The 15,008-nt window shown below is 73.5% G+C and carries 15 protein-coding genes, 1 other RNA gene and 1 pseudogene; 3 read left to right on the top strand and 14 right to left on the bottom strand.

All coding sequences use genetic code 11. The features are described from left to right. Window positions 1-595: rhomboid family intramembrane serine protease (locus tag D8M34_RS05190; protein WP_126893327.1), on the bottom strand; the 595-nt coding region annotated here is incomplete at its 3' end. Window positions 596-643: 48 nt separating this feature from the next. Then, window positions 644-740, bottom strand: an RNA gene (ffs, locus tag D8M34_RS05185) — signal recognition particle sRNA small type. 116 nt (window positions 741-856) lie between these two features. On the opposite strand from ffs, the gene D8M34_RS05180 reads away from it, so the two are divergent. From D8M34_RS05180 to D8M34_RS05170, 3 genes are read left to right on the top strand one after another with little or no spacing between them, the layout of a single operon-like run. Next, a complete protein-coding gene (locus tag D8M34_RS05180) occupies window positions 857-1,846 on the top strand; it encodes an AAA family ATPase (RefSeq protein ID WP_085606278.1) in 990 nt (329 codons plus the stop codon). Window positions 1,847-1,856: 10 nt separating this feature from the next. Beyond that, a complete protein-coding gene (locus D8M34_RS05175) occupies window positions 1,857-3,047 on the top strand; it encodes a DUF58 domain-containing protein (protein WP_126893326.1) in 1,191 nt (396 codons plus the stop codon). Continuing rightward, complete coding sequence (locus D8M34_RS05170) at window positions 3,034-5,298, top strand: transglutaminase family protein (RefSeq protein WP_126893325.1); 2,265 nt, start codon at window positions 3,034-3,036, stop codon at window positions 5,296-5,298. The genes D8M34_RS05175 and D8M34_RS05170 overlap by 14 nt, the downstream gene beginning before the upstream one ends. Window positions 5,299-5,317: 19 nt before the next feature. Here D8M34_RS05170 and trhO read toward each other — a convergent pair whose 3' ends face one another. From trhO to mpaB, 12 genes and pseudogenes are all read right to left on the bottom strand, one after another. Then, a complete protein-coding gene (trhO, locus tag D8M34_RS05165) occupies window positions 5,318-6,226 on the bottom strand; it encodes an oxygen-dependent tRNA uridine(34) hydroxylase TrhO (protein ID WP_126893324.1) in 909 nt (302 codons plus the stop codon). Between the two features lie 29 nt (window positions 6,227-6,255). Next, window positions 6,256-6,987 carry a hypothetical protein gene (locus D8M34_RS05160; RefSeq protein ID WP_126893323.1) on the bottom strand — a complete coding sequence of 244 codons (732 nt, stop codon included), beginning with the start codon at window positions 6,985-6,987 and terminating at the stop codon, window positions 6,256-6,258. Beyond that, window positions 6,984-7,712, bottom strand: coding sequence for an ABC transporter permease (locus D8M34_RS05155; RefSeq protein WP_126893322.1), 729 nt, complete (start codon window positions 7,710-7,712; stop codon window positions 6,984-6,986). Before D8M34_RS05155 ends, D8M34_RS05160 begins: the two co-directional genes overlap by 4 nt. Then, window positions 7,709-8,431 carry an ATP-binding cassette domain-containing protein gene (locus D8M34_RS05150; RefSeq protein WP_126893321.1) on the bottom strand — a complete coding sequence of 241 codons (723 nt, stop codon included), beginning with the start codon at window positions 8,429-8,431 and terminating at the stop codon, window positions 7,709-7,711. Before D8M34_RS05150 ends, D8M34_RS05155 begins: the two co-directional genes overlap by 4 nt. Next, window positions 8,428-10,113 (bottom strand): daptide biosynthesis intramembrane metalloprotease, encoded by a 1,686-nt coding sequence (mpaP, locus tag D8M34_RS05145; protein WP_126893320.1) that lies wholly within the window; start codon window positions 10,111-10,113, stop codon window positions 8,428-8,430. Before mpaP ends, D8M34_RS05150 begins: the two co-directional genes overlap by 4 nt. Further along, a complete protein-coding gene (mpaM, locus tag D8M34_RS05140; protein ID WP_164498162.1) occupies window positions 10,110-10,922 on the bottom strand; it encodes a daptide-type RiPP biosynthesis methyltransferase in 813 nt (270 codons plus the stop codon). Before mpaM ends, mpaP begins: the two co-directional genes overlap by 4 nt. 68 nt (window positions 10,923-10,990) lie before the next feature. After that, on the bottom strand, window positions 10,991-11,110 hold the full coding sequence (mpaA3, locus tag D8M34_RS19815; RefSeq protein WP_301178377.1) for an MpaA3 family daptide-type RiPP: 120 nt from the start codon (window positions 11,108-11,110) through the stop codon (window positions 10,991-10,993). A gap of 10 nt (window positions 11,111-11,120) precedes the next feature. Further along, a complete protein-coding gene (gene mpaA2 / locus D8M34_RS19735; RefSeq protein ID WP_257721411.1) occupies window positions 11,121-11,246 on the bottom strand; it encodes an MpaA2 family daptide-type RiPP in 126 nt (41 codons plus the stop codon). 43 nt (window positions 11,247-11,289) lie between these two features. Continuing rightward, complete coding sequence (gene mpaA1 / locus D8M34_RS19835; RefSeq protein ID WP_374209022.1) at window positions 11,290-11,376, bottom strand: MpaA1 family daptide-type RiPP; 87 nt, start codon at window positions 11,374-11,376, stop codon at window positions 11,290-11,292. A 121-nt stretch (window positions 11,377-11,497) separates the two neighbouring features. Then, window positions 11,498-12,538 (bottom strand): annotated as a pseudogene (gene mpaC, locus D8M34_RS05135) (daptide-type RiPP biosynthesis dehydogenase); the annotation flags it as partial. Window positions 12,539-12,597: 59 nt separating this feature from the next. Beyond that, entirely contained in the window at window positions 12,598-13,857 is a 1,260-nt protein-coding gene (gene mpaD, locus D8M34_RS05130; protein ID WP_126893319.1) for a daptide-type RiPP biosynthesis aminotransferase, read from the bottom strand. Then, a complete protein-coding gene (mpaB, locus tag D8M34_RS05125) occupies window positions 13,854-14,921 on the bottom strand; it encodes a daptide biosynthesis RiPP recognition protein (RefSeq protein ID WP_238695599.1) in 1,068 nt (355 codons plus the stop codon). The genes mpaD and mpaB overlap by 4 nt, the downstream gene beginning before the upstream one ends. Between the last annotated feature and the right edge of the window lie 87 nt (window positions 14,922-15,008).

Raw genomic sequence — 15,008 nt, 5'->3', positions numbered from 1 at the left:
CGCGGCGCTGGTCGGGACGCCGTCCGGCGAGCGCGGCCGCACCGCCCCCGATGGCGCCGAACAGATGGCCCTGCCAGGACACGCCGTCCGCGACGCCGAACACCCCGGCCAGCATGGTGCCGCCGTACAGCCCGATCACGACGACGGCGATCACCGCGTAGAGGATGCGGTGCGACACGCGGCCGGGAGCGAACACCCGCATCACCACGTAGCCGAAGTACCCGAAGACGAGCCCGGAGGCACCCACGGTCAGCGTGCCGGGGGCGTTCACGAGCCAGGTCCCGAGCCCGCCGACGACCGCGACGATCACGGTGACGGCCCAGAACCGGCGCGTGCCCTCGACCGCGACCAGGCAGCCGAGCACGAGGAACGGCACGGAGTTCGCGATCAGATGCGCCCAGCTCGCGTGCAGCAGTGGGGCGAAGACGATCCCCAGGAGTCCCGCAGGGTCCCACGAGCGGATGCCGAGGCCGCTGAAGGAGCCCGGCAGCACGGCGTCCGCGAACTGCACTGCCCACATCGCCGCGAGCAGCAGCACGGGCGACGCGAATCGCCGCAGCGGATGCTCGGGTCTGGCCGGCGGAGGAACGGTCACCGTTCGATTCTCGCAGGAGCACCCTGCGGCCGGCTGGACGCGGGCAAAAGAAAAGACCCTCCGCGCACCCAGCAGAGCCCGGTTACCCTTGCTGCGTTTCCGCCCTGGGGGAATTGGCCTGGATGCCGCCACGCGGAGAGCCGTCGTCCACTCTACCCGACGCCGACGGGACCCGACGACCGCAGCCCGGCATGGTCCCGCGGGCCGTGCGGAGCGTACGATCGATGCACGCGCATCGTTGCGCCGGACGAGAGGGAACGCATGCCAGAGAACGCCCCCCTGAGCCCGGTCGCGATCGACGCCGACGGATTCGCCGCCCAGACCGCGGCCATCCTCGGCTCGATCAGCCAGGTGATCGACGGGAAGCCCGAGGCCGTGCGCAGCGCCCTCGTCTGCCTGCTCGCCGAAGGCCATCTGCTCATCGAGGACGTGCCCGGCGTCGGGAAGACGATGCTGGCCCGCGCCCTCGCCGCGACCGTCGACGCCACCGTCCGGCGCATCCAGTTCACCCCTGACCTCCTGCCCGGCGACGTCACGGGGGTCTCGGTCTACAACCCCGTCGATCGCGAGTTCGAGTTCAAGCGCGGCGCCGTCTTCGCCCACATCGTCATCGCCGACGAGATCAACCGTTCCTCCCCCAAGACCCAGTCCGCACTCCTGGAGGCCATGGAGGAGGGGCAGGTCACGGTCGACGGCTCTACGCATCGGCTGCCCGACCCGTTCCTCGTCGTCGCCACGCAGAACCCGCTGGAGATGGAGGGCACCTACGCGCTCCCCGAGGCGCAGCGCGACCGGTTCATGATGCGCATCTCGATGGGCTACCCCGACCCCGCGGCCGAGGCCCTCATGCTGCGGCAGCGTGACGTCGTGAACCCGCTGGCGACCGTGACCCCGGTCGCGGACGCCACCGCGATCTCGCAGCTCATCGCCTGGGCCCGGGCCGTGCACGTGGCGCCCGCACTCGAGGAGTACGCGGTCGCCCTCGCCCAGGCCACCCGCACCGACCCGAGCCTGCACCTCGGCGCCAGCCCGCGGGCCACGCTGCAGCTCGTCCGCGCGGCGAAGGTCTGGGCCGCGCTGGACGGCCGCGACTACGTCATCCCGGATGACATCACGGACCTGCTGATCCCCGTGTTCGCCCATCGGCTGCTCCCCGCCCGCGGCGCGCATCGGGCGGGTGCCCAGCCGGTCGAGGCGGCGCTCACCCAGATCGCGGAGCGCGTGCGCGTGCCCGTCGCGACCCGCTCCTGAGGACACCGCCATGCGCCGACGTCGACTGCTCACGGCGCGCGGCACCGGTGCGCTCATCGCCGCGCTCGGATGCGTGATCGCGGCCAACATCCTCGGTGCGCGGATCCTGCTGTACCTCGGGGTCCTGCTGGCCGCGCTCACGCTGTTCGCGGCTCTCGCCGTCCGCCTCCCCCGCCGCTCCGGAACGGTCACCCGGCAGATCTCGACCGACCTCCTCACGGTCTCGGAGACCTCGCGCGTGACGGTCCGCTTCACGCTCCGGGCCCTCCGGGTGCCGCACGGGCTGTGGCACGATGTCCTCCCCTCCGCCGTCACCGGCGACTCGGGAGGCGAATACCCCGCCGACACCCCGCAGCTCAGCTACCTCGTCACCGGCGTCCGTCGCGGCGTCTGGCCCCTGGGGCCGCTCCTGCTGCGCACCGTCGATCCGTTCGGTCTGGCGCAGCGGGAGCAGGCGTTCGGCGACACGCGGACGATCACGGTGGTCCCGGAGGTCTTCGCGCTGACCCCGCTCGCCGTCCGCATCGGCGCGGCAGGCGGCACGGCGCACACCTCCTCCACCCGGCTCGGCCAGGGCAGCGACAACCTCTCGCCCCGCGGCTACGCGCCCGGCGACTCGATGCGCCGCATCCACTGGAGGGCGACGGCGCACCGCGGAGAGCTCATGGTCCGGCAGGAGGAGGAGGAGTCGAGCCCGGACGCCGTCGTCGTGCTCGACCGCTCGGGCAGCGGGTGGACCGCGAATGCCGAGGAGATCGATCCGACGTTCGAGGCCGCGGTCTCGCTGTGTGCATCCGCCGCCCTCCATCTCGCCGCCGAGGGATACAGCGTCGACGTCCTGGACAGCGCGGGCACGCTCCTCGGTGCCCTCCGCGGACACGAGGACGACCGGGACGGCCTGCTGGTCGCGCTGGCGATGGTCACACCGCGCGGCGAGCGCCGCGACCTCGTCGCCCTGCTCGCCGGGACACCGCCCGGACCGCTCGTCTACGTGACCGGCCGACTGGATGAGGAGGACGCCGCGCTGCTCCGCCCCGCCGGCGCCGCCGCACCGCTCCTCTTCAGCACCGACCCGCTGCCGGGCGCCGAGGAGGCCGCCCGACAGCACGGCTGGACCGTGGCGCGACTGGGCACCGACGTCGCCGAGGCCTGGGACGACGCGCTCTCGGCACGGACGGGAGCCGTCGATGTTCCGGGATGAGCGGCCGCGGCCCGCCGCCGTGCCCACCGGCACCCGCCCGCGCTGGCACCGCGATCGGGAGGAGCCGGCCGGGATCCTCGCCCTCGGTGGCCTCGCCGCCCTCGCCGCGCTCACCGCGCTCTGGCCCTTCACCTCGGTCATCGCCCCCGGGGTCTGGTCGTTCGTCGTGGCCCTCGTCGTCGTCGCGGTGATCGGCGCCGGCATGCTCGTACGGCATCTGCTGCGCGACCGTCCTGCGACCGTCGTCGGCCTGGTCGCCGTTCTCGCGCAGCTCCTCGTGGCCGTCGGTCTCCTCACCCTGCTCCTCGCGGGAGACACCGCCATCGCGGGGGTGGTGCCGACGTCCGACACGCTCACGCTGTTCCAGGCCCTCGGCTCCGCAGCAGTCCAGGAGATCGTGTTCGGCTCGGCTCCGCTGGAGGCCTCCCCCGGGCTCGCGGCCGCCCTGGGCGCGGGCTTCGCCCTCGTCGCGATCCTGCTCGACCACCTCCTCGCCCACCGGGCCGCCGTCCTCGCCACCGTCCTGCTGGGTGCCGTCGGCGCGGTGCCCATGATCGTGACGCTGGGGCCGCCGAACGTGGCCTGGTTCGCCATCGCGGCGGTCGTGGCCCTCCTCCTGTTCCGGGTCACGGCGCGACGGCACCCCGAGTCCCCGCGCCGCGCCTCGGCGGGTGTCGCGGTCTCCGTCGGGGCGGCCGCCATCGCGACCACGCTCCTCGTGACCCCGCTGCTCCCGGTCGCGTCCAGCATCGCCGGGACCGGGGTCGGCGTCACGGTCGACGCCTCCCTGCGCCTGGGCGACGACCTCCGACAGCCGAGTCCGGTCGAGGTGCTGACGGTGGCCACCGAGGCGGATACCGCTCCCTACCTCCGCCTCACGACGCTCTCCCGGTTCGACGGCCGCGTCTGGCAGCCGGACCGCGGCGACCTCCAGTCCCAGGCGGACGGGTTCGGCGACGCGGAGTGGAGCGAGGACGTGACCGCCGCCGAGCAGACGACCTCGATCCGGGTGCTGCGGATGTCGAGCTCCTGGCTGCCCGTGCCGTATCCGGCCACGGACGTGCAGGGGCTCAGCGCGGCGTGGCGCGTCTCGCCCGACAACCGCACGTTGTTCTCCCGCCGCGCCGACGCGGTCGGCAACGACTACACCGTGACCTCCCTCCGCGTGACGCCGACGCTGGAGCAGATCCGTGCGACGGAAGCGGCCCCGCCCCGCGAGACCGACGAGGACGAGGAGGTGGAGCTCCCGGCCATCATCCCCGAGCTCGCGGCCGAGGTGACCGCGGACGAGGAGACCGACTACGACCGGCTCGTCGCGCTGCAGGACTGGTTCCGGTCGCAGTTCGAGTACTCGCTGGAGACGCCGGTCGACGAGGGCTTCGACGGCACCGGCGCCGACGCCGTGGCGCGATTCCTCGAGGAACGCTCCGGATACTGCGTGCACTTCGCCGGCTCCTTCGCGCTCATGGCCGAGAGCCTGGGCATGCAGGTGCGGATCGTGGTCGGATACCTCCCCGGTTCGCCCACCGACGAGAAGCGCGGTGACGAGTCGATCTTCTCGGTGTCGAGCGACCAGCTGCACTCCTGGCCCGAGGTGCTGTTCCCCGGCATCGGCTGGGTGCCTTTCGAGCCGACCGCCTCGCTCGGTGTCCCCACGGCCTTCCGTGCCGGCACCACCGGGGGCGGGAGCAGCAGCGGCCCGGCGACCCCCGCACCCACGACGGCTCCACAGACCGAGGAGACCTCCGGGCCGGAGGTCGACCGGAGGGATGCGGATGCCGGCTCGACGGACTCCGGGGAGCTGCGCCGGCTCGACCCGACACCGGTCCTCCTCACGACACTCGGCGTGGTGATCGTGCTCCTCCTCCCCGCCGTCGTCCGGCTCCTCGAGCGGCGCCTCCGGATGCGTCGTGCCGCCCACGGAGACGCCGCCGCGGCGTGGGCGGAGCTGCGCGACACCCTGATCGACCTCCGGATCCCCGTCTCGGACGCGGAGAGCCCGCGGATACGTGCCGCCGGGCTCGTCAGGGAGGCAGGTGCGGACGAGGCCGCGTTGGGCCGGTTGGTCACGGCGGTGGAGCGCGCGAACTATGCGCGCACGTCCGCCGCTGCCGACGACCTCGCCCTCCCCCTGCAGGCCGTGCTCGTCAGCCTCCGCGCGCACGTCGCCGGGGGGACTCGGGCCGAGGCGCTGCTGTTGCCGCGGTCGCTCTATGCGCCGCGGGGTTCCGACTCCCGACTCCTGGCCTGACGGTCGGCAGGCGCCGCGGTCAGAGGTGCGCCGCGGACGGCTCCGCGTGCGTCGGGCAGGCGACCGCGTCGCAGTCCGCACAGACGACGAACTGCGCCCGGCAGGAGGGGTCGGGGCAGTTCGCGGTGCGCTTCGTCGCCGCCCCGCATCCCGCGCAGACGCCGATCACCCGCGCGTGGTCCGAGAAGTCGACGGATCCGCGCCCGTCGAAGACGTAGAGCGATCCGTCCCAGAGGCCGTCGTCGCCATAGGTCTCGCCATAGCGGACGATCCCGCCCTCGAGCTGGTAGACCTCGCCGAAGCCGCGGGACACCATGAGGCTCGACAGCACCTCGCAGCGGATGCCCCCGGTGCAGTAGGTGACGACGGGCTTGCCCTTCAGGTCGTCGTACACGCCGGAGTCGAGCAGACGCACGAAGTCCCTGGTGGTCTCGGTGTCCGGCACGACGGCGCCGCGGAAGCGTCCGATCTCCGCCTCCAGCGCGTTCCGGCCGTCGAAGAACACGACCTCGTCCCCGCGTTCGGCGACCAGGGCGTGCAGCTCGTCGGGGGTGAGCCGCGCCCCTCCGCCGACGACGCCGTGCGCGTCGACCCGCAGCTCATCCGGGGCGCCGAACGACACGATCTCGTCGCGCACCTTCACGCTCAGCTTCGGGAAATCGAGGCTGCGGCCCGCCTCGTCCAGTCCGGTGCCCTCGCTCCATTTGATGTCGGTGTGCCGGAAAGGGGCGTAGGAGCGGAACGAACGCGCCCACTTCTTCAGAGCCGGGAGATCCCCGCCCAGAGTGCCGTTGACGCCGTGCGACGAGATCAGCAGCCGTCCGCGCAGCCCCAGCGCCTCGCCGAGGTCACGCTGCCAGACGCGGATGGCCTCCGGATCGGCGAGCGGGGTGAACGCGTAGAAGAGGACGATCTTGGGGGTGGCCACCCAGGAATCCTACGTCGCCTCCCGTCGAGCTAGCTCACGTCTCGCCGCAGGAACACCACCGCTCCCGCCCCGACCGCGAGCAGGATCCAGCCCGCCGCGATCGGCACCGCCGCCGGCCCGAGCCCCTCTCCCGCGGGGATGCCCAGGGCGGCCACGTCGAACCGGAAGGCGTCGAGCAGGGCGGGAAGCGGCAGATAGACGGCGCCGGCGCTCCAGAACATCGCCGCGAGGAGGCCCACCCCCATCGAGAGGGCGGCGACGAAGAGCGCCGCGAGATGCGCCTGCACGACGATGCCGATCCCCAGACCCCACAGCGCCGCGGCCGCACCGAGGGCGACAGCCGACGCGACGGCCGGCGCGTGCACGGGGACGCCGCCCAGGGTGACGAGAAGCGCCGTGTGCCCGCCGACCGCCGCGGCGGCCGCCACGACCGCGCCGCCCAGCGCCGCGGCGGGCACGCGGACGACGAGCATCGCCCACCGCGACTCCAGCATCAGCCGCTGCGCGACGACGCCGTCCCGCCGGTCGATCGTGTAGCGGAAGGAGCCGTAGACGGCCGCGAGGATGCCGGCGTAGGTCGCGAGCACGGCGTCGAAGGGGGCGACGAGCTCCTCCCTGGCCGCCGACGGGGCCTCGGCGAGCTCCGCCGGGATGCTCGTCGCCAGGGAGAGGGACAGCAGGAAGGCCGCCAGCGCGACCCCGAGGAGGACGACGTCCCCGGCCGCGCCCCGCGCCTGTGCCCGCAACGCTCGACCGATCACGCGACGCTCCGGCGTCCCCGGACGGCGGCGAGCGCGACGAGGCCGACCGCCCACGCCGTCCCGATGGCGAGGGCGGGCGCGAAGGCGAGCAGTCGGCCCTGGTACTCCGGCACGCTCAGCGCCGCGATGGCCATTCCCGGCGAGAACCGCGCGATCTCGGGTGCCGTCCGCAGCATCGCGAACTCCAGCGCCATCGGGAAGACGAGGACGATGATCGCCGTCGCGTAGTAGTTCCGGGTGATCCAGCCGATCGCTCCGCCGATGAGGGCGCCGAGGACCACGCCGCCCAGAGCCCCCGCGACGATGCGCCCCGCCTCCGCCGTGAACACGAGGCTGAGCCCGTGCCGGGCGAGGAAGACCGAGATGCCGAGCATCCACAGCAGGACGACCACCACGGCCAGCGCGAGGGCGATGACGACGCCGGCGACCAGCTTCCCCGGGAAGGCGCGGCGGAACCCGACCGCCGTGAGCGTCCGGTCCATGGAGCCGTAGTAGTACTCCCGCGTCACGGGGTACGCGCCGACGAACGCCGCCGAGATGACCGACCACGCGAGCGGCTCCAGCAGCCGGGCCGTCGCCGCGCCCGCGTCGAGGCCGTCCACCGCGAGACGGGAACCGTCGGAGAAGAGCACGAAGGCCGGCATGAGGACCGCGACGAGGTACACGGCCAGGATCGACAGCCCGCTCACCGCGCGCAGCAGTTCGCCCCGGATCACGCCGCTCATGCGGGGGCTCCTTCGACGAGATCGAAGTACCGGCTCTCGAGCGAGTCGGCCCCGCCCGTGACGAGGTCGTCCAGCCTCCCGGCGAAGAGCGCGCGTCGTTTGATGACGACCACCTCGTCCACGACCTGCTCGAGCTCGGAGAGCTGATGACTGGAGACGAGCACCGTGCCGCCGCGTTCGGCGAAGCCGCGGAGGAACCCGCGCAGCCAGCGGATGCCGTCGGGATCCAGACCGTTGGCCGGCTCGTCGAGGATGAGCGTCCGCGGCCCACCGATCAACGCCGCGGCCAGGCCTAGCCGCTGCGCCATACCCGTCGAGTAGGTCTTCACGCGGCGGCGCGCATCGGCGGCGAGGCCCACCTCGTCCAGCACCTCGTCGACGCGGCCGCGCGGCGCACCGGCTGCGAGTCGGCAGATCTCCAGGTGCCGTCGCCCGGAGATGCCGGGCTCGAAGCCGAACCCGTCCATGTGGACGCCGACGTGCGCGGCCGGGTTGTCCAGCGCCCCGAACGGCGCCCCGTCGATCACGGCCTCGCCGCTGGTCGGCCGCACGAGACCGACGATCGCCCGCAGCGTCGTCGACTTCCCCGCGCCGTTCGGGCCGAGAAGCCCGACGATCGCCCCGCGGGGCACCGCGAACGACAGATCCTCGACAGCGGTGCGGCGTCCGAACTTCTTCGTGAGGCTGCGTACCTCGATGGCGTGCTGATTCATGGTCATCCTCTCTCCTCCTCGCTCGTGAGAGCTGCCAGCGGCGACGCGACCGCCGCCCAGAGCGCCTGCCAGAGCGGCGCCGTGCCGAGCTGCACGCGCGCCTGTCCCGCTGCCGGGAGGGCGCTGCGCTCCCCCGACACCTCCACCTCCGCCACGGCCGTCGCCGGGACCGATGCCCCGGGCGTCCTGACCGGGAAGAGCGCCTCGACCGGCACCTCGGTCTCCGTCGCAGGTCGGGTCCTGATCGTCCCCTCGCCGCGGTACTCGCTGGCGAGGATGCCCCGCGTCGACAAGACCACCGGGGCGCCGTCCGGGATGCGGGTGCCGGGATCCCGTCCGCCCCGCACCAGGACCACCCGGTCGTCGTCCACGGAGAACCCCAGCACCGCGGCCGTCGGGACCGGGACGAGGATGCCGGCGGCCACGATTCCGGCCGCGAGCGCGGCGGTCACGCCGACGAGGCGGAACCGCGAGGCACCGGATCGCCACATCCGGACCAGAGCGCGCACCAGGAGGACGACGCCCGCCATGACCACGACGGCCTCCAGAGCGAGCACGAAGAGGCTCGCCGCCGGGCCGGCTCCGTCGAGCAGCTGCGCGGTCCGGACGACCGCGAACAGCACCATGACGACCGGGGCCGCCAGGCAGCAGAGACCGAACGGCACGCTCCACCACCGCTCCAGCGCCCGCGGCTGCCGCGGCGCCCCGAACACGAGGCGGGCGAGGAAGCCCGCGCCGTCGCGGATCGACCTCCTCCGGAGATTCGGCTCGTCCAGGGCGCTCATCAGGGCGAGGTACCCGTCGAAGCGCACGAAGGGGATCAGGTTCACGAGCACGACGACCGTGCAGGAGATCGCGAGGAGCAGCAGTGTCTCGCGGGCCGCCGACGACGGCAGGGCGAGAGCGGCGAGCATCGCCACCGCCGCCACCGTGGCGTGGACGGCGGGGCCGGCCAGGGCGATCGCCACACGATGCCGGCGGTCGGGGAGCCGCCAGCCGTCCGTGACATCGACGAAGAAGGCGGGCGTGAGGTACAGGAGCATGAACCCCGCGCGCCGCGGCCGGCCTCCCAGCCGGGTGAGGGTGAGCCCGTGCGCGGTCTCGTGGACCAGGGTCGCGAGGCCGAGCGCCACGACGACGAGGGCGAAGCCGGCGAGCGGCACCGGACGAGCGAGCACGGCACCCAGCTCGCCGAGGTGCAGGGCCGCGCCGACGGTCCCGGCACCGACCACCGCGGCGACGACCGCGAGGACCGCACGATGCGGGACGGGCACGACCACACGGTCGAGACGCGCGAAGAGCGCGGACGCGCGGAGGGTCGCGAACTGCACGGTGAACGGCGGTCGATACGTGACACGACCGGGCAGCCGGGACGCACCCCCGTCCAGGAGCCCGGTGTCGCGGAAGCGCTCCATCAGTCGCAGCACGCTCTCATCGGTCTCCCCCGCCGCGAAACGGGCACGCAGCGCGGAGACCGCGGTGCGGCCGTCCATCGCCGTCAGCAGGTCGACGACCGGTCGGGACAGCCGCGCCGACGGCACGCCCTGGACAGTGGCGAGCCACCCGGAGCCCTCCGCCGTCGGCTCGAACGCGACGCCGGCGGCCAGGGTCGGACACGACTCGGCGGTGAGGGCGTCCCGTCCTCGTCCGCGACGTCGCCGCACGGCTCGTGGTCCTGCCGTCGTCATCGCCCGCCCCTTCCATCCTCGGCGCGGGTGGTGGTGAGGAGGAGGATCTCCACGCCGACGGGCGTCCGCACCGGGGACGTCTCGGGCGCCGCGAAACCGGCCTCGACGAGTTCGTCGGCCAGGAGTCGGGGGTTCAGCACGTGCAGGCGACTCGTGAGGACCGGCACCTCCGCGCGCGGGGCGATGTCCGCGAGGCGGACCCAGTTGATCAGCCGCACGGCGCCGTCGTCCTCGATCTGCTGCGCGAAGAGGAAGGGCTCGTCTCCCGCGCTGCCGGGGACCGTGATCTCGCGGTCGGTCGGGAGGGCGAGAGTGTCCGCCGACGCCCCGTCCGCGATGGTGAGGGCGAAGACGCCGGCGGAGGCCAGATGACGTCGAACGCCCGCGTAGAGACGCGCCCGGTCTTCGCGATCGAGCAGCGTGATGGAGGTCGCCCCGAGGACGACGAGGCCGAAGTGCTCGCCGAGCGCGAGGTCGCGCATGTCCGCCACGACGCACTCGACGGTCGCCCCGTGCGGCACGGCGCCGCGGAGACGCGCGAGCATGTCCGCGGAGAGATCCACCGCCGTGACGCGATGCCCCGAGCGTGCGAGCGGGATCGTCAGCCGTCCGCTGCCCGCGGCGAGGTCCAGCACGGGTCCGGAGGCCGTGTGCGCGAGCCCCAGGACCTCGCGGATCTCCGCCCGGTCCGGGCCGACGAGCCGGTCGTAGAAGTCGGTGCCGGCTCCGGCGTACAGGTCTTGTGCCCTGGCGGTCGCGCCGACGAGGTCGAGCCGTGCCGCCACGGTCTCGGTGATCAGGGACGTCATCCGTGCATCGCCTCTCCTCGGCTGGATGGTCGGGGGGTGCGGGCGGACGATCCCGCCCGCACCCGCTGTCAGGTCGCGATGGCGGCGGCTCCGCCGATGATCGCGATGATGTAGCTCGCGTGCTCCCACCACTCGAGCGGGGTGTCGATCTGTTCGAGTTCCAGGAACTCCAGCGACGTGGACTGCACGGTGCACCTCCTAGGTCAGAGCGAGAATTCCGATGATCACGCCCACGGCGAAGCCGCGGATGTAGTCATCGGCATCGCCCGGCGCGTCCATGGCCTCGAGTTCGGTGAACTCGAGCGCCGGCAGTGCTGCGGTCATGCGTCCCTCCTTCCTTTCTCCGATCGGGTGCTGCCGGACGGCATCACGTGGCGGCTGCCGCACCGATCCCGATGAGGACCAGCGCGCCGATCACGCCCTGGTAGAAGCTGTCCCAGCTGGGCGCCTCCATCGGGTCGAGCTCCTGGAACCGGATGCTCATCTCCGTGCTTTCGTTCATTCCCATCACCTCCTCTCCGCTGCTCGGGCCGGCGATCGCCGACCGGGGACGGGCTCCACCGGGAGTCGTGGAGCACAGCGCGGACGTCCGCGGCGCGGACTCCGCGCAGCATGGGGCGGTGATCCCCCCACGCCGTCTCCACGGCGGCGGCGATCCGATCGATCTCCCGTCCGCTCGGGCGCGGCGGTGACGGGAGCCCTCCCTGGTCGACGACGGCGGCGATGCCGGCGGCCGGGTCACGAGGCAGTGCTGTCCCCGCCGCGACGCCGGCCCAGAAGGCGTCGAGGCTGGCGCGGTCGCCCCAGCGCGGATCGCCCGCACCGATCCGCCGCCAGACGGCGGCGATGACCGCCGCCGTGGCCGTCATCTTGCGGACGCCGAGATGGAAGGCGACCTCGTTCGCGAGGTACCAGTGGCGGGCGCTGTACGGATCGGGCCCGCGGAGGGCGGCCGTGCGCTGGGTCGCGGCGCTGAGCCGCGCGAGGCGCAGCCGTCCCGTCGTCGACATCACGTCAGCCGAGGCCGCCTCGAGCAGCGCCCGGCCGAGGAGCCGCGCGTCGCGGTCGGCCCGCGCCGTCCGTGGACTCGTCGAGGCGCCGGCCACCCGGAGGAACGCCTCCAGCGCTCCCTCCCGGACGGCCGCGGGGGTGAGTGTGGCGAGCTGGTCGGGATCGAGGACGGCGTGGCGCGGACGCAGCGAGCGACCGACGAGGAGCCGGGCTCCGCAGCGGTTCCGGAGGATGGCGACGCTGTTCGTCTCCGACGACGTGCCGAGCGTCGTCGGCATCGCGACGATGTCGACCGGCGGAGGCGCGTCGGGCAGGATCGTGAGCGCCGAGGTCGCCGCGTGCCGCAGGGCGAAGTCCAGGAGGCGTCCGCGGCTGAGCGCGAGGGCCGCGATCTTGCTCGCATCGAGGACGCTTCCGCCGCCGACGGCGACGATGACCTCGGGCGGTCGTCGGACGAGCTCGTCGGCGATCAGGACGACGCCGAGCTCGTCCACCCCCGAGGCGTCCACCGTCATCGTCCGGGCGGACGCTGCGGCGGGAAGCGGGCGCGCGACGGCCGCGTCGGCGATCACCAGCGTGTCGCGTCCCGCTGTCAGAGCCGCCATCGTCTCTCGTGCGCGCGGCCCGTGCCACAGCGTGGGGACGCGTGCGGTGAACGGCACGGTCATGCCGCCGCCTCCCGCACCCGTGCCAGGCCGCCTCGCACGGCCCGGTCGGTCTCGGCCACCTCCGCCGGGGTGAAGCCGTAGCCGGGGATGAGCTGGAAGGAGCTCGGACCGGGGTGCACCACGACGCCGCTGTCGGCGATGGCGGACACCACCTCCAGGACGTCGGTCCCGGAGAGCGGGGACCCGTCCGGGCCGCGGAGCCCCACCCCGACGAAGCAGCCGCTGCCGGTGACGTCGGTGACGATCCCGTCCTCCTGCCAGGTCCGCGCGAGGCGGCGCAGCGTCGACGCCAGGGCCTGCGTGGTGGCCTCGACGTCGATGCGGCGGAGCTCGTCGATCACGGCGAGGACCGCGGCCGCGCAGGCGGGCGTGCCCGCCTGCGTCTCCCCGTGGACGAACGTCCATCCGCCGCGGGCGAACGCCGTCGCGATGCGGTCGCCGACGAGGAGCGCCGCCGCTCCCATCGCCCCGTTCGTCAGCGCCTTCGACACGAGGAGGACGTCCGGCGCGGCCGCCCAGCGGTCGGTGGCGAACATCGCGCCCGTGCGCCCGAAACCGGTCGCCACCTCGTCTGCCACCAGCAGGAACCCGTGCCGCTCCCTCAGCTCCAGGAGACGACGGACGAAGACGGCGGACAAGGCATGGGCTCCGCTGCCGAGGACGGGCTCCACCACGACGGAGGCGACGCGGGAGCCTTCACGCTCCAGCAGCGCTTCGAGCTCCGCCCCGTCGTCGGCGTGCGACACGTGCCGCACCGTGCGCCGGTCGACGCCGTAGACCGACTGCAGCAGGTCGTCGCCGCTCAGCACGTGGCTGCCGTACATCGTGCCGTGATAGCTGCCGCGCAGGCCGACGACGAGCGACCGCGAGCCCGCGCCCTGCTGCGCCCAGTACTGCCGGGCGAGCTTCATGGCGGCGTCGTTGGCCGCCCCGCCGGAGGTGGAGAAGATCACCCGCCGGTAGCGCTCGGAACCCGCGAGGGCGATGAGGGCATCGGCGGCGTCCTCGGCGTACCGGTGCGGGGCGCGGAACAGCGAGAGGTAGGAGGCGTCGCGCGTCGCCCTGCTCACGGCCTCGGTCACCGCCGGGTTGCCGAAGCCGAGGGGCACATTCCACAGGCCGCTGGTCGCGCAGAGGCGGTCGGAGCCGTCGGCGTAGAAGAGGCGATGCCCGGAGGCGCCGACCGCCACCCGATCCGGAGGGAAGGCGGTGTCGGCGGGGAGCATCGACGTCCACAGCGCGTGCGGCGCGCTCATCGTGCTCCTCCCCCCGAGGTGTCCTCGATCCCCGCACCGAGGTGGACTCCGAGCGCGGCGAGCGCCTCCAGGCACAGATGCCGCGCGTGGGCATCGGGCACTCCGCAGGCGCGGGCCACGCGCGCCGCCGCACGTCCGCGTGTGCTCGAGGTCTGGATCGCGTCGACCACCGCAGCGGTCAGCGGGGACAGGAGGTGCCGGCGGAGCGTCCGGACATCGGCGAGCAGGAACCCCTCGGCGGTGTCGAGCAGGAACGGGTCGTCGGTCAAGGGTTCCGCGTCCGCGAGATCGTCATCCAGGAGCGCCCACCCGAAGCCCGCGATCCGAGCGGCGCCGTTCGGCAGGCGGAGCATCTTCCGGAGATCGGCCGCGTCGAGGTACCGGCGGAGCCACGGCCGGCGGTCGAGCTCGACGATGAGGTTCGCCGAGCCGGGCACGCCGCCCAGCGCCGACGCCAGGGGCAGGGCCTTCCCGAGGGCGGCAGGGAGGTCGTCCACGTGGCCGATCGCCTCCCCCTGCACTCCGAGATGCACACCGCCGTCCGCGTCGATGCGGAGGGCGCGCGGAGCCTCCACCTCCTGCGGCCGCGCGAGAGCGGAGCGGTCCGCGAGCAGCACCCGCGGGTCGAGCATGGCCGCGGCGAAGACTCCGGTGCCGCGCGCGAGATCGGCGTCGTCGAGGAAGGCACGCCAGCTCGCCTCGTCGAAGAAGCGCATCGCCGTCGGTCCGACGATCTGGACGAAGGAGGCCGCGATGTAGTCCTGGAGCTCGACGCCGCGCTCCCCCAGGAAGAGCTCGTCGCCGAGGTCGGCGAGCCGTCCTCCGTAGCCGACGACCCGCGCCGCCCCCGGCCGAGGCACCGATCCTGCGGGCTCGAGGATCACGTCCTCGGGGTCGGCCGCAGCCGCGAGGGCGTCAGCGCCGGTCTCCGCCTCGCGCAGGAACACGCGACCGCGTGCCGCATGCCCGCCCGTGACCCACGCCCGCAGGGCCTGCGGCCCGAGGAGCGGGTCCTCGCCCATCGACCCGTCGCCCTGCCGTGCCGTCGTCGCACTCGTCCCCATGATCCCCCCAGAGAACCGGATCCGTCTGACGCCGTTGCGTCTTCATATGAAGATATACAGGCCTCTGACGAGGTGCAATATAACAGC

Source organism: Microbacterium sp. HSID17254 (genome assembly GCF_003989315.1).
GTDB lineage: Bacteria > Actinomycetota > Actinomycetes > Actinomycetales > Microbacteriaceae > Microbacterium.
The sequence above is the reverse complement of the archived record's forward strand: the minus strand, read 5'-3'. Positions and strand labels throughout refer to the sequence as shown.